The 14,537-nt window shown below is 55.1% G+C and carries 10 protein-coding genes and 1 tRNA gene; 4 read left to right on the top strand and 7 right to left on the bottom strand.

The window, feature by feature from the left end:
- Positions 1-205: 205 nt before the first annotated feature.
- The 3 genes from ACRQV7_RS04225 (at position 206) to ACRQV7_RS04215 (ending at position 4,251) form a co-directional block, all read left to right on the top strand.
- Positions 206-1,399: an aminotransferase-like domain-containing protein gene (locus tag ACRQV7_RS04225; RefSeq protein ID WP_444659579.1), complete on the top strand. Its 1,194-nt coding sequence runs from the start codon at positions 206-208 to the stop codon at positions 1,397-1,399.
- Between the two features lie 18 nt (positions 1,400-1,417).
- Entirely contained in the window at positions 1,418-2,434 is a 1,017-nt protein-coding gene (gene trpS, locus ACRQV7_RS04220) for a tryptophan--tRNA ligase (protein WP_444659578.1), read from the top strand.
- A 284-nt stretch (positions 2,435-2,718) separates the two neighbouring features.
- Complete coding sequence (locus tag ACRQV7_RS04215; RefSeq protein WP_444659577.1) at positions 2,719-4,251, top strand: lipopolysaccharide biosynthesis protein; 1,533 nt, start codon at positions 2,719-2,721, stop codon at positions 4,249-4,251.
- A 79-nt stretch (positions 4,252-4,330) separates the two neighbouring features.
- On the opposite strand, the gene alr is transcribed toward ACRQV7_RS04215, so the two are convergent.
- The 7 genes from alr to ACRQV7_RS04180 all read right to left on the bottom strand — a co-directional run bounded on the left by alr (position 4,331) and on the right by ACRQV7_RS04180 (position 14,236).
- Positions 4,331-5,518 (bottom strand): alanine racemase, encoded by a 1,188-nt coding sequence (gene alr / locus ACRQV7_RS04210; protein ID WP_444659576.1) that lies wholly within the window; start codon positions 5,516-5,518, stop codon positions 4,331-4,333.
- 18 nt (positions 5,519-5,536) lie between these two features.
- Positions 5,537-9,301, bottom strand: coding sequence for a phosphoribosylformylglycinamidine synthase (locus ACRQV7_RS04205; RefSeq protein ID WP_444659575.1), 3,765 nt, complete (start codon positions 9,299-9,301; stop codon positions 5,537-5,539).
- Between the two features lie 173 nt (positions 9,302-9,474).
- Positions 9,475-10,701, bottom strand: a complete 1,227-nt coding sequence (locus tag ACRQV7_RS04200) for a DUF1015 domain-containing protein (RefSeq protein WP_444659574.1) — start codon at positions 10,699-10,701, stop codon at positions 9,475-9,477.
- Positions 10,702-10,792: 91 nt separating this feature from the next.
- Complete coding sequence (locus tag ACRQV7_RS04195; protein WP_444659573.1) at positions 10,793-11,638, bottom strand: metal ABC transporter permease; 846 nt, start codon at positions 11,636-11,638, stop codon at positions 10,793-10,795.
- Positions 11,635-12,378, bottom strand: a complete 744-nt coding sequence (locus ACRQV7_RS04190) for a metal ABC transporter ATP-binding protein (RefSeq protein WP_444659571.1) — start codon at positions 12,376-12,378, stop codon at positions 11,635-11,637. The genes ACRQV7_RS04195 and ACRQV7_RS04190 overlap by 4 nt, the downstream gene beginning before the upstream one ends.
- Positions 12,379-12,390: 12 nt before the next feature.
- Complete coding sequence (locus ACRQV7_RS04185; protein ID WP_444659570.1) at positions 12,391-13,272, bottom strand: metal ABC transporter substrate-binding protein; 882 nt, start codon at positions 13,270-13,272, stop codon at positions 12,391-12,393.
- 109 nt (positions 13,273-13,381) lie between these two features.
- Complete coding sequence (locus tag ACRQV7_RS04180; RefSeq protein WP_444659569.1) at positions 13,382-14,236, bottom strand: patatin-like phospholipase family protein; 855 nt, start codon at positions 14,234-14,236, stop codon at positions 13,382-13,384.
- Between the two features lie 149 nt (positions 14,237-14,385).
- Between ACRQV7_RS04180 and ACRQV7_RS04175 the strand changes: the two genes are divergently transcribed.
- Positions 14,386-14,461: transfer RNA gene (locus ACRQV7_RS04175), tRNA-Val, on the top strand.
- Positions 14,462-14,537 lie beyond the last annotated feature (76 nt).

Here is a 14,537-nt window from a genome sequence, read left to right as displayed (position 1 = left end):
ATAACGCGCCGTAAAAATTTGACGTTTCCAATCGCTTTATAAGTATTTTTATGAATTGTACGGTTTTTTATAGTCTTTCCCCGGTTTCTGTGGTAAAATAATCGCAAGCGATTATTTTACCCGCTTCACCAATTTATAAAGATACCACAACGGCGCGGTGCGCCTGTGGTATCATAAAAATCGATAGTAATGAGAGGGTGACAACATGGAATACCAATTTTCCGACCGCGTTTTATCGCTGAAACCGTCGGCAATCAGGGAAATCTTCAAGTATGCCTCCGATCCAAGCGTGATATCACTCTCTGCGGGCAATCCCGCGCCCGAGGCCTTCCCGGTGAAGGAAGTCAGTGAGATCTCCGCGCGGATTCTGTCGGAGCGGCCCATCGACGCGCTGCAGTACAGCATCACCGAAGGCTACGCGCCTTTGCGCGAGCACCTCTCCTGCTACATGAAAAGCATACACGGCGTAGGCCGTGATTTTGACAATATTCTGATTACGAGCGGAGCCCAGCAGGTCATGGACCTGGCGACGAAATCGCTCTGCAACGAGGGCGACGTGGTGATCTGCGAAGCGCCGAGCTTTATCGGCTCGCTGAACACCTTCCGCTCCTACAACTGCCGCCTGCGCGGGATCCCGATGGAAAACGACGGCATGAACATGGACGAGCTGGAGCGTGCGCTGCAGGAGGAAACAAACGTCAGGTTCATTTACACCATCCCCAATTTCCAGAATCCGTCCGGCATCACCATGAGCTGGGAAAAGCGGCGGCGCCTCTATGCCCTGGCCAAAAAATACGGCGTCTTGATTCTGGAGGACAACCCCTACGGCGACCTGCGTTTCTACGGGGAGCACATCGAAGCGGTCAAGTCGCTGGATGAAGAGGGCCTTGTGATCTACGCCGGTACCTTTTCAAAGGTGATTTCTCCCGGTATGCGCGTGGGCTATGCGATCGCGCCGCGGGAGATTTTACAGAAAATGATCGTCTGCAAGCAGGGCGAGGACGTACACACCAATATCTGGTCCCAGATCGTCTGCCATGAGCTGATGACGAAATATGACTTCGATGCGCATCTGAAACGGCTGCGCGAGGTCTACTTGAAAAAATCCGCCATTGCGACGGCCGCGCTCGACAAATATCTGGCGCCGGAAGTTACCTACAATCCGATTGAGGGCGGTCTGTTCCTGTGGTGCACTCTGCCGGACGGGATCGATATGATCGACTTCTGCAGTCAGGCGGTCGGGCGCAAGGTCTGCGTCGTGCCGGGCAATGCGTTTCTGACCAATGAAAACGATCCCTGCCAGTCTTTCCGCATCAATTTTTCCACTCCCACCGACATCCAGCTGTTGAAGGGAATTCAAATTCTGGGCGAGCTTGCCCGCGATATCATCAGGAATTAATTTTGGAGGCATTCAAAAATGGAAACAGCCAACACCGAGCGCAAAAAGGTCATCTTCAGCGCCATTCAGCCGAGCGGCACGATTACTCTCGGCAACTACCTGGGAGCGCTCAAAAACTGGATCAGCCTGCAGGATGAATACAGCTGTATTTTTGCTCTGGCCGATCTGCACACCATCACCGTCCGTCAGGAGCCCGCGAAATTCCGCCGCAACGTGCTGGAAGCGTACGCATTGCTGCTGGCCTGCGGCATCGATCCGGAAAAGAGCCCGTTTTTCATCCAGAGCCATGTCTGCACCCACTCTGAGCTTGCGTGGGTCCTGAACTGCTACACGCAGTTCGGCGAGCTGCAGCGGATGACGCAGTTCAAGGACAAATCGGCCAAACACGCCGACAATGTCAACGCGGGCCTGTTCACATATCCCAGCCTGATGGCGGCGGACATCCTGCTGTATCAGGCGGACCTCGTACCCGTGGGAGCCGACCAGAAACAGCATCTGGAGCTCACCCGCAATATTGCGGAGCGTTTTAACGGCATTTACGGCCGGACCTTCACCGTACCGGATGCCTATATTCCCAAGCAGGGCGCGCGCATCATGTCCCTGCAGGAGCCGACCAGAAAAATGAGCAAGTCCGATGAAAACGCCAACGCCTATGTCGCCGTTCTGGATAAGCCGGAGGACATCATGCGCAAATGCAGGCGCGCGATTACGGACAGCGAAGCCTGTGTCCGCTGCGGGGAAGGCAAGGACGGCATCAATAACCTGATGGGGATTTACTCCTGCGTGACCAGGCTTTCCAACGAGCAGATCGAAAAGGAGTTCGAGAATAAGGGCTACGGCGATTTCAAGACCGCCGTGGGCGAAGCCGTGGTGGCGCATCTGCGCCCCATTCAGGAGCGGTACGCCGACCTGATTAAAAACAAGGATTATCTGGAGCAGTGCTATACCGAAAGCGCGCAGAAAGCGCTTTCCATTTCCGTACGCACCCTGAACAAGGTCATGAAAAAGGTCGGTTTTATTCCAAGAGCCTTCTGAGACTGACACGGTAATCAATCAAAACAGGGACAGTCCCTATGAGTGAAGTGACCCCGAAAAGTTAGACAGTATGGTATACTGATAACGACTGGAGTCACTTCATGAGCGGGGGCGTCCCTGTTTTATTGCTTTGTTTTCTTTTTTGGCAGGAATATAAAAATTTCTTCCCTGCTGCGGAATTTGTCTGACATATACTGTTAATGACCCGTCAAAGATAAATTCATAAATAAATGATAGGATAGAATATCCGGCGGAATTCATTTTGGACAGAAAGGCTGTGAACCATGCGCAGTAAGAACTCGATCAGGAATATTATTGTCAATGTCGGCAGCCAGCTGCTCAGTATTCTGCTGAGTTTTCTGTGCAGGACCATTTTTATCAGGACCCTCGGGGAAGCCTATCTGGGGATCAGCGGGCTGTTCAGCAATATCCTGACTCTGCTTTCTTTGGCCGAGTTGGGCGTGGGCACCGCGATCATTTTCAGCATGTACAAACCGCTGGCGCAGAACGACCGAAAGAAAATCGGGGCGCTGATGGCCCTGTACAAAAGGGCCTATCACACCATCGGGCTGATCGTCGGCATCGCGGGCCTCGCCTTTACCCCGTTTTACCCGCACTTTATTAAAAATGACCCCGGAATTCCGAATCTGACCGCCATTTATCTGCTGTATATTTTCAATACGGTCATCACCTATTTCTTCGCCTACAAGCAGTCCATTATTGTTGCGGACCAGAAAAATTATGTCTGCACTTTATATCAATACGGCTTCTGCATTTTGCAGAATATCCTCCAGATTGCCATCCTGTTTCAGACCCACAACTTTATTCTGTACCTCTGCGTGCAGATTCTGTTCAGCTTTTTCACGAACTTCTTCCTTGCGCGCAAAGCGGATCAGATGTACCCGTACCTCAGGCAGTACAAAAAGGAAAAGCTCGGCAGGGACGACAGGGCCTCCATCATCAAAAATATCCGCGCAATGTTTATGCACCGGATTGGCTTTACAGTGGTCAACGGAACCGACATCCTGCTGATTTCCCGCTTTGTGGGCATCGTCAGCGTAGGCATCTACTCCAACTACTTCCTGATTACCAGCACTCTGCGCCAGCTGACCTCACAGATTTTCAGCGGAATCACGGCCAGTGTAGGGAATCTGGGCGCGCTGGAGGACAGAAAGAAATCTTACGATATTTACCTTTCCATCAATTTTGCGTGCTTCTGGATTTTCAGCTTCTGCTCGATCAGCCTTTTCTGCCTTTTCAACCCGTTCATCGTCCTGTGGACAGGGCGGAAGAGCCTTCTGTTCGCCCTTCCCATTGTTTTTGTCATTGCCCTCAATTTCTTCGTCACCGGCATGCGGCAGGCGACGCTGACCTTCCGCGACGCGTTCGGCCTGTTCTGGTACGACCGGTACAAGGCGGTTCTGGAAGCCGCGGTAAACCTGATCTTTTCCATTATCCTGGTACAGCGGTACGGAATCATCGGCGTTTTTGCGGGGACCTTCATCAGCACCATGACGATCGATTTCTGGGTGGAGCCGCTGGTCCTGTTCCGGCACGGCTTCCACCGCCCGGTCGGAACCTATTTTGCGCGGTATGTTTATTACGCCGCGCTGACAGGGCTGACAGGATATTTCACCTATCTGTGCTGCTCCTTCCTGCCCGGCGCCGGGTTCTGGGCTTTCGCCGTGAAATGCGTGATCTGCCTTCTTGTGCCCAACACGGTTTATCTGGTTCTGTTCTGGAACACCCACGAATTTCAGTATTTGAAAGGCTTTGTAAAATGGCCCGGATCCCGCAAAAGTGAACGGAAAACGTAAAAATACCGTAAGCCTGTTTGGGCTTACGGTATTTCTTCTATATCATCAAATTGTAAAAGCTTATAGGGCAGAAGATGCCTTATTTACAGATATAATTCAGCTCGCCGACTTCTTTGCCGTCCTTGTAGTAGATGCGCGGCACGCGCTTTGAGATCATGCAGACAAGCTCATAGTTGATGGTGTTGTTGTAACCGGCAAGCTCCTCCAGCGTGACGGAGGCATCCCCGTCGCGGCCGAACACGGTCACAATATCGCCCTCTTTTACGTCGGGAATCGCCGTGACGTTCAGCATCAGCTGATCCATGCACACCCGGCCGATGATCTTTGCCTTATGCCCGCGCACGAGCATGCTCGCCTTGATATAGAGGTGCCGCGGGTAGCCGTCCGCATAGCCGATCGGCACGGTCGCGATTTTTACCTGTTTCTTTGCAATATATTTCCTGCCGTAGCTGACGCTGGTCTGCGGTTCAACGGTTTTCACCAGCGACACAACGCTTTTCAGCTCCATCGCGGGCATCAGCTCCACGGCATTTTTCATCCTGTCCGACGGCATCAAGCCGTACAGGATCACGCCGGGGCGCACCATGTCAAGCTGCATATCCGGGTAATCGAAGATCGCGGCGGAATTCGCGCAGTGGCGGATTTTGAAGGCGATGCCGCGCTGTCCCAGCAGGGCAATCGCTTTCATCAGGTTGTCAAACTGCATGATGGTATAAGCGCGGCCGCCGTTGCCCTCGTCGGCGACGGCGAAATGAGTAAAAATACCTTCCGGATCAAGCGACGGCAGCTTGCAGACTGTTTCGATCTCATCGATCACGCCGCCGTCCCTGGCGGGGTTCTGGTACAGAAAGCCGATGCGGCTCATGCCCGTATCCAGCTTGATATGAACGCGCACGGTAACGCCCGCTTTGACCGCTTCGGCGGAAAGCGCCTCGCCGTACCCGGCGGAGAACACGGTCTGCGCAATGTTCAGCTCGCACAGCTGCGCGGCCATGCAGGGCGGCGTGTAGCCCAGAATCAGGATCGGCAGGCGGATTCCGGCGCTGCGGATCTGCATGGCCTCCTCCAGATTGGAAACGGCGAACCAGTCCGCGCCCAGCTTTTCATATTCCTTCGCAAGGGCCTCCGCCCCGTGGCCGTAAGCGTCCGCCTTGATGACACAGCAGACCAGCGTTTCCGGCCTGAGCTGTTCACGGATCGTTTCAAAATTGTGGTCAATTGCGTCAAGGCTGACCTCGGCCCAGGTTCTTCTGAAAAATTCACTCATTCTATTCTTTCACCCGTATTACTTGAAGTATTTGACACCTGATTCAAAAATCATCTGGTCCTTCGCTCCGGGAACATTTGCGTACAGGTCTTTTCCTCTGCGCTCGGAATGGGCCATCTTGCCGAGAATGCGCCCGTCCGGGCTGGTGATGCCCTCCACCGCGCAGACCGAGCCGTTCGGGTTCCATTCGATACGGCCGCTGGGGACTCCGTCCGGGGTTCCATACTGGGTCGCGATCTGGCCCCCGGCAATCAGGCGGTCCATGACCGCGCCGCTTGCGACAAAGCGCCCTTCCCCGTGCGAAACCGGCACCGCGAACACATCGCCCGCGTTTACACCCGCGAACCACGGGGATTTGACGGAGGTCACGCGGGTATACACCATGCGGGAAACGTGGCGGCCAAGAGTGTTGAACGTCAGGGTAGGAGCATCCTCGCCCGGCTTTGTAATCTCGCCGTACGGCACAAGGCCCAGCTTGATCAGCGCCTGGAACCCGTTGCAGATACCGAGCATCAGACCATCGCGGTTTTTCAGCAGGTCGCTCACCGCTTCGGCAATCTTCGGATTGCGGAAGGTGGTGGCGATAAACTTTCCGGAGCCGTCCGGCTCGTCGCCGCCGGAAAATCCGCCCGGCAGCATGATGATCTGAGACTGACGGATCGCCTTTTCCATCCGTTCAATTGTAGCTTCAATATCGGAAGAAGTCAAATTCCGCACAACCAGAATTTCCGGCTGCGCTCCCGCGCGCTCAAAAGCGCGGGCGGTATCGTACTCGCAGTTGGTTCCCGGGAACACCGGGATAAAGACACGGGGCTTCGCGGCCCTGATCGCGGGCGCTTTTGCAAAACGCTCCGTAAAGAGCGGAACCTCCTTCGTAAGCGGCTGCTCCGGCGCTTCGTTCGGGAAAATCTTTTCCAGCGTGCCGCACCATGCGGCAACGAGCGCTTCGATCTCAAGCGTTTCGCCGCCCAGAACAATCCGCGGCTCTTCGCTGACGGTTCCCAGAAGAACCGGATGGAATTTTTCGTCGACACGGCAATCTTTTGCAAGCTCCACCACCAGAGCGCCGGAAGCGGGAGCAAACAGCGTTTTTTCTTCGATCGCCTCTTTGCGGAACACAAAGCCCAGCCGATTGCCGAAGCACATCTTCGCGACTGCCGCGGCTGTGCCGCCTTCCTTGACAACGGAAGCGGATACCACCGCGCCGTGATGAATCATACTGTAAATTTCCGCGTAGTATTCCTTCAGCTTTTCCCAGTCGGGAAGCAAAGTATTCTGATTTTCAGGAACCGGAAGCAGTACAACGGACGCGCCCGGATTTTGAAACGCGGCGGAAACGGTCCCGCTCGCCTTGGTCATGGCGACGGCAAAGCTGACCAGCGTTGGCGGAACGTCCAGCTGCTCAAAGCTGCCGCTCATGCTGTCCTTGCCGCCGATGGCGGGCAGCCCTATGCCGAGCTGCGCGCTCAGCGCGCCGAGCAGCGCGGCGGCCGGTTTGCCCCAGCGCTTCGGGTCGGTGTTCAGCCTTTCAAAATATTCCTGAAAGGTCAGCCGGGCTTTCAGCGGGTCCGCGCCGACAGCGGCGAGCTTGGACAAGCTCTCCGTGACCGCCCAGGCCGCTCCGTGGAACGGGCTGAACCGCGCGATGCCCGGAAGATACCCGTAGGACATCGCGGTGGCGTCGTCCGTTTCTCCGTGCATGACAGGGACTTTCGCCAGCATTGCCTCTTCCGGGGTCAGCTGATATTTCCCGGCAAAAGGCATCAGGACAGTCGCCGCGCCGATGCTCGCGTCGAACCGCTCGGCAAGGCCCTTCTGGCTGCAGACCTCGAGGCGGGAAAGGTTCTCTTCAAACGCTCCTGCAAACGGTTTGTTTTTCAGGCATTCCGGCACCAGGCTTCTGTAATACCGCGCCGGGTCCACCGCTTCAATGGTCACGCTGTTTTTCTGGGTCACGCCGTTGGTGTCCAGAAACGCGCGGCTGATGTCCACAATTGTGTCGCCGCGCCACGTCATGCGCAGGCGCGGCTCCTTCGTCACAACGGCGACCACCCGCGCGTTGAGGTTTTCTTCGTTTGCCGCTGCAATAAACGCTTCCGCGTCCTGTGGGGCGAGCACGACCGCCATTCTCTCCTGCGATTCGGAAATGGCCAGTTCGGTTCCGTCAAGGCCCTCATATTTTTTAGGAACTTTATTTAAATCGATTTTAAGGCCGTCCGCAAGCTCGCCGATGGCGACGCAGACGCCGCCCGCGCCAAAGTCGTTGCAGCGTTTGATTTTCTGAGCGACCTCCGGATTGCGGAAAAGGCGCTGGATTTTGCGCTCGGTCGGCGGGTTTCCCTTCTGCACCTCCGCGCCGCAGACCTCGATGGACTGTTCGGTGTGCGCCTTGCTGGAGCCGGTGGCGCCGCCGCAGCCGTCGCGCCCCGTGCTGCCGCCCAGCAGCACGATGATATCGCCCTCGTCCGGCACGAAACGCACCACGTTCTCTTTCGGCGACGCACCGATGACCGCGCCGATTTCCATGCGCTTCGCGACATAACCGGCGTCGTACAGCTCGGTGACCTGACCGGTCGCAAGGCCGATCTGGTTGCCGTAGGAGCTATAGCCCTGCGCCGCGCCCGTCGTAATTTTCCGGGTCGGCAGCTTGCCCGCCAGCGTGTCCTCAAAAGGGACGCGCGGGTCGCCGGAGCCGGTCACACGCATCGCCTGATAGACATACGCCCTGCCGGAAAGCGGGTCGCGGATCGCGCCGCCGAGGCAGGTGGCCGCTCCGCCGAACGGCTCGATTTCGGTAGGATGGTTATGGGTCTCGTTTTTAAACTGCACCAGCCACTTTTCTTCTTTTCCGTCCACGGTGACCGGCACCTCAATGGAGCAGGCGTTGATTTCCTCGCTCAGGTCAAGGTCGGGAATCTGCCCGCGCTTGCGCAGAAGCTTCATGCCGATGACCGCCATATCCATCAGGGACACGGGGCGGTCCGTTTCTCCGTACACCTCGGAGCGCGCCTCGTAATACGCTTTCAGCGCGTCCTCAATCGCGCCGCTGACCGCCGACCGCTCAATCGTGATATTTTCCAGCCTTGTGGAAAAAGTGGTGTGGCGGCAGTGGTCGCTCCAGTAGGTATCGATGACGCGCAGCTCGGTCACGCTGGGGTCGCGGGTTTCCTTCCGGAAGTAATCGCGGCAGAACGCCAGGTCTTCAAAGCTCATGGCAAAACCCATGGATTCGTAATAGGCCTTCAGTTCGTTTTCATTCCAACTGATAAAGCCCGTCACGCGAGCGACGTCCGGCGGAACGTCCGCTTTCACGTCGAGGGTTTCGGGCTTTGCTAACGAGGCAAGGCGGCTTTCCACCGGGTTTACCAGATAGCTCTTGATTTGGTTCAGTTCCTCTTCGCTTAAATTGCCCTTTACGGCAATCACGCGGGCGGTAGCCACTTGCGGGCGCTCCCCCTGCGTCAGAAGCTGAATACACTGCGCGGCGGAATCGGCGCGCTGGTCGTACTGCCCGGGAAGATATTCCATGGCGAACACGGTAAAATCCTCCGGAACCGGAACCGTTTCGTCATAAACGTCGTCCACATTGGGTTCGGAAAAAATAGTCCCCCTTGCGGCGGCAAATTCTTCTTTGGTAAGTCCGGACACGTCGTACCGGTTTATCAGCCTGAGTTCCTCAATGGAAGTCAGACCCAGATTGTCCACAAGGTCGGTTTTGATGTGCTGTGCTTCAACATCGAAGCCGGGTTTCTTTTCCACAAATACTCTGATTACGCCAGACATATTTCCCCCGTTCCGCCGCCTGAAGGCAGCCGATTCAACATACTTTATTCTCAATAGTATCACATTTGTTTTCCATTATAAAGAGGAGATGAAAACATTGACATTTTCCATAAAAAATCATATTCTGAAAGCAAAAAAACCGGCGGGGGACCGCCCCGCCGGCACTTTCGGATTCACTTGATTCTGCGGCACTCCATATAGAAGCGTTTGTCGCAGGCATGCCCCATGGAAAAGGTTTTCCGCGGAAGGGCCCCGTCGACGGCGACCGTTTCAAACAGGCTGCTTTTCTCCATTTTGGGAAGGAAGAAAGCCATTGCATTGCTGTCCCCGGCACAGAGCTTTTCCGCTACCTCGACGCCGTGTATGTAGTCCATTTTTCCGCCCACGTGCGCGAGGCGTGCGTCCAGAAATTTCTGCAGCGTACCGACCTCTAAATTGGACGGCGGATTCTTTACCCAGATATCCTTTTTCCGTCCGCCCGCCAGGCAGGTGATCCGGTGCCCTTCGCAGGGCACGTCGGAAACGTCGTAGAAACGGTACAGCTCCCGCATCAGCTCCTCCGGATTTGTCTGGAACACCACCCGCTGGATCGGTTCAAACTGCAGGGAATCGTCGTACAGGTTCACGACCTCCACAAGTGCCCAGCGCGCGGGATGGGTTTCCGCTTCCTTTGGGGACAGCGTCTTTTTCAGTTCCTCATAGCAGGCCTTTGCCGTCGCGAGGGAATGGTTGCCGTCGCCCACGGCAAAAAGCAGGTTGTCGCGGACCGGCAGACGGTCCAGCGCGTCTTCCAGCTTTTTGGCGGCCGCGGAATTCAGGCGGAAGCCGCGGATGCTCCCGCTTCTTTGCATCAGCTTTCCCTCGTACTCCGGGGTCAGATCGGAAGGATCGATTTTCTCAATCACGCTGCGCTCAGGGTCGTCGATCAGAATCATGATATGCGGCAGCTCCAGCGGCGCGCCGCGGCGGATTTTCACGCGGGGCGGAATCCGTTCCAGCACCGTTCCCTCCGTCGCGCGGATAGGCGTCTTGCTGCCCGCCTCGTACCGGTACTGCTCCAGGTCGAGCGCCATCATGACCCCGCGGCGGAGCTTTCCGTCCGCCAGAGTGCGCTCCACATAGAGGTAGCTGTTCTTTATTTCACGAAAAACGCCGTCCGAGAGGTAGCGTTCCATGGCGGCGTTGATTCCGGCGGCGTACTGCTCCGCGTCGGTCGTTTCCAGATAACATTCGGGGTAGACCATGTGGTAGGTGGAGGGAGTATCCCCCGCCGCCTTTTTCGCTTCCTGCCAGTACTCCGGCTGGGAAGTATATTGGTCACAGGCAACCACACACCAGTTTTCTGTCGGTACGTCCTTCGGCAGCAGGATATCCGCGGGTTTAAAATAAGGGTGCAACATTCAGAAATCTCCTGTTCTCTTACGAAATTCGGGACATCGCCCATTCAGTAATCAAATAGTAACACATTTCCGACAGTGTTCGCAACCTGTTTCAGCCTTTCTCCCGTGTCCGATTGAGAAAATAGCTGAAAAAGAAGATCGCCGCAGCAATCAGCACGATGGTGCCGCCCGCCGCCGTACCCGTATAGTAGGAGACGACCAGCCCGCTCACGCCGGAAAACAGCGAGATCAGGACGGCGGTCAGGTGATAGGAACGCATCCCCTTCGCAAGATTGCGGGCCGAGGCCGCCGGAAGCACCAGCAGGGAATTGATAATCAGCACGCCCACCCATTTGATCGACACGGTTACGATGGCGGCCACAATGATTACAAACAGCTTTTCGACAAAGCGCGTATTGATGCCCTTGCTCGCGGCCAGATCGGCATTGATGCTGGTCAGCAGCAGTTGATTGAAGAACAGGGACCAGATCACGAGCACCGCCAGCAGAATGAAAGCCAGCATGACGATTTCCCCGGGCTGCACCGTTAAAATATCGCCGATGAGATACCCGGAATATTTCGCGAAGCCGCCGGAAGCCGACAGCAGCACGATGCCGAGCGCCAGCCCGGTAGAGGAAAACACCCCGATAATGGTATCCGCGGAGGAAGTGCCGGAATCCATCACAGCCGAGATGCACAGTGCGAACAAAAGCGCGAAGCCCATCATGGAAATCAGATAATTGTCAATGCCCATCAATACGCCGATGGCGATTCCGGTCAGCGCGGAGTGCCCCAGCGCATCCGAGAAAAAGGACATCTTGTTGTTTACGATCATCGTCCCGACCAGCCCGAACAGCGGGGTGATCAGCAAAACGGCGAGCAGCGCGTTTTTCATGTAGTGGAATTCCGTCCACTCAAACGGCAGAAGCAGATCGATCAAGGAATATATTGCGTTCATGATTTCACACCTCCGGTCAGCTTCAGGCCAAAGGCTTCCTGCACCTCGGGCGTTCTCATCACTTCCCGGACGCTGCCGCTGACCAGAACGGTGCGGTCCAGCAGCACGGCGCGCGTCGCGTATTTTTCCACATGGGAAAGGTCGTGGGACACCAGAATGATCGGCATCTGATGTTCCGCGCGCATCGAGGTGACCAGGTCGTAAAAGACCTCTATCCCCCTGCGGTCCACCGCGGACACCGGTTCATCTAAAAGCAGAAGGTCCGGCTTCGGGTCCAGGGCAAACGCGAGCAGCACACGCTGCATTTCCCCACCGGAAAGGCTGCCGATCCGTTTGTTTAAGAGCGCGGGGCTGCCCCCGACCGCGGCAAGCGTCTGCCGGACCCGGTTCAGCCTTTCTTTGTTGTGGCCCAGCCAGACCGGGAACCCGCTCATGTTGGCACAGAGCATGTCGCCGACCGTAACGGGCATGGAACGGTCAAATACCAGATTTTGCGGAACATAGCCGATGCGGGGATTGGAAATCTTTTCCCCCTTAAAATTGTGGAACACAACGGTCCCCGTATAGGGAATACGCCCCAGCAGCGCTTTGAGCAGCGTGGTTTTGCCCGCGCCGTTGCGTCCGATCAGCGCCAGAATTTCTCCGTGATGCACATCGAAGGAGACGTCGTGAAGAATCACCCCGTCGTGCTTTCTCACCGTAAGGCTGCGTATCTGTGTGCTGCATTTGCAAGTATCCATGTCATTCCCCTTTTATTTCAGCGCCTCTTCGAGTGTTTTCAGGTTGCTTTCCATCGCGTCAAGATAGGCGTTTTTGCTGTTTTCCCCGGTCACCGCCGGGTCAAGCGAATATACCTTCACGCCGCTTTCATTCGCTACAATATTGGCGGCGGACTTCGGATACTGCGGCTCCGCAAAAACGGCTTTTACGCCGCTGCCCCGTATCAGCCGGATGGTTTCCGCCAGCTCGCGCGCGCTCGGCTGGCTGTCGGGCTCGCGGTTGACCACGCTCACAATGTTCAGGTCGAATTCTTCGGCAAAATACGGAAAAGCTTCATGGAAGGTAATGATATCCCTGTTCGTAATATGACTCAATTCGCTGTGCATTTTATCACGCAGTACGCTCAGCTCCGCCATGTAGGACTGTGCATTCTTCCGGTAAGCTTCGGCATTCTGCGGGTCGGCCTGTGCCAGACCTTTTTCGATGTTGGAAACCTGCCGGATGCAGTTCGAAATGGAAACCCAGATGTGCGGGTTCTTCTCCCCGCTCTCATCCGTCAAAAGGGAAATTCCCTCGCTCGAATCGATCACCCGCAGATTGGGAAGCTGAGAAGTCACTTTATTCATAAAGCTTTCCATGCCCGCGCCGTTCATCACAAACACATCCGCCTGCTCTATATTTTTCATGTCCTTCGACTGCAGCTGATAGTCGTGCAGGCAGCCCGCCTGCTGCCCCGCCATATTGTCCACCTGTACGCCGGGCACCCCGTCGGTGATGTTCAGGGCCATAATATATAAAGGATAAAAGGATGTCACCACCCGAAACCGGACATTCTGCGTTGTTCTTCCGGCACACCCGGCGGAAAAAAGCAGAATCGCGGCCGCCAAAATGACGGCGGCAGCTCGTTTCAGCATTTTGTACGGCCTCCTTAAATGCAAATCATTAGCAATATATAATATAAACCGATCACCGGTTCGTGTCAAGTGAAAAGGGACGGATAACCCTCCGTCCCTTCATCTTTATTTATGCGCGCGCCATCATAGCACGGATTTCCGGAAGTTTTCTTTCGCAGTCGTTCATCCCCATCTCGTAGATCCCTTTCAGCACCTCCGGGTTCTTCTCATACCGGCCCGTTACGATCGGCCTGCTGGGACGGACGATGACTGCTTTTTCCTCCGCCTCCTGTCTGCGGCAGACCTCAAGCTCATTGTTGTAAACCTCCGCGCGAACCTGCATGGTATTTACAAAATTCGGATACTCCCCATATTTTACACGAAGCACCGAACGCGGGAATTCCGGGCGCGGGCTTTTCCGGTAGGTGCTGTCACGGGTAAGCACGACCACATTCCGATTGTTTCCGTCAAAAATAGAGCGCTCGATCGGAATCGGAGTCGCGCAGCCGCCGTCCAGCAGTTCATGTCCCCGGTAGGAAACGGTGTTGGAAATGAAAGGCAGCGAACTGGAGGCTTTGACCGCGGTAAAATCCTCATCCAGATTCGCCTTGTCGAAAAAGACCGTCTGACCGGTTTTCAGGTCGGTAGCGCCGACCTTCAGGTCAACCGGAGAATTGAAAAAGGATTCATAATCGAACGGAAGAAGCGTATGGAAAAGTTCTCCGAAAATAAAGTCAAAACCAAACAAAGAACCGGTCCGGTTTAAATTTTCCACGCTGATATATCGCTTATCCCCGATATACTGATAAAAAATATCGTAATTCCTGTTCTTCTGCCTGGAAATATAGCTGAGCGCGTTGCAGGCGCCGGCCGAAATGCCGTAGACATTCGGGAACTCGATCCCATGGTTCAAGAAAACTTCCAGCACGCCGCTCGTATACGCCCCACGCATACCGCCGCCCTCCAGTACAAGGCCTATCGGCATAGCAAACACCTCACATCAAAAATATTATGTTCTATTATAGGCTAATCCCCGGTCGAAAACAAGCGAAGGAAATAAAAATGAGATTTTTTTGAAATTTTATATTGATTTTTAGAGCTATTTAAGGTATAATAATCGAGCACTCAAAAAATGGACGTTTAGCTCAGCTGGTAGAGCATTCGCTTGACGTGCGAAAGGTCATAGATTCGAGTTCTATAACGTCCACCATAAAAGGCAAGCAGTTTTTCTGCTTGCCTTTTTTCATGCTCTTTTTTATAATATATCTTCCTTTGCGTTAACTTTC

The sequence above is a fragment of the Caproiciproducens lactatisolvens genome (genome assembly GCF_052443335.1).
In the GTDB taxonomy this organism is placed as follows: domain Bacteria; phylum Bacillota; class Clostridia; order Oscillospirales; family Acutalibacteraceae; genus Caproiciproducens.
This window is presented reverse-complemented; position numbering and strand designations above follow the sequence as displayed.

Excerpts from the sequence above, each read along its gene's own strand:
- ACRQV7_RS04225 (WP_444659579.1), top strand. The coding sequence starts at position 206 with ATGGAATACCAATTTTCCGACCGCGTTTTATCGCTGAAACCGTCGGCA.
- ACRQV7_RS04215 (WP_444659577.1), top strand. The coding sequence starts at position 2,719 with ATGCGCAGTAAGAACTCGATCAGGAATATTATTGTCAATGTCGGCAGC.
- alr (WP_444659576.1), bottom strand. The coding sequence starts at position 5,518 with ATGAGTGAATTTTTCAGAAGAACCTGGGCCGAGGTCAGCCTTGACGCA.
- ACRQV7_RS04185 (WP_444659570.1), bottom strand. The coding sequence starts at position 13,272 with ATGCTGAAACGAGCTGCCGCCGTCATTTTGGCGGCCGCGATTCTGCTT.
- ACRQV7_RS04200 (WP_444659574.1), bottom strand. The coding sequence starts at position 10,701 with ATGTTGCACCCTTATTTTAAACCCGCGGATATCCTGCTGCCGAAGGAC.
- ACRQV7_RS04180 (WP_444659569.1), bottom strand. The coding sequence starts at position 14,236 with ATGCCGATAGGCCTTGTACTGGAGGGCGGCGGTATGCGTGGGGCGTAT.
- ACRQV7_RS04195 (WP_444659573.1), bottom strand. The coding sequence starts at position 11,638 with ATGAACGCAATATATTCCTTGATCGATCTGCTTCTGCCGTTTGAGTGG.
- ACRQV7_RS04205 (WP_444659575.1), bottom strand. The coding sequence starts at position 9,301 with ATGTCTGGCGTAATCAGAGTATTTGTGGAAAAGAAACCCGGCTTCGAT.
- ACRQV7_RS04190 (WP_444659571.1), bottom strand. The coding sequence starts at position 12,378 with ATGGATACTTGCAAATGCAGCACACAGATACGCAGCCTTACGGTGAGA.
- trpS (WP_444659578.1), top strand. The coding sequence starts at position 1,418 with ATGGAAACAGCCAACACCGAGCGCAAAAAGGTCATCTTCAGCGCCATT.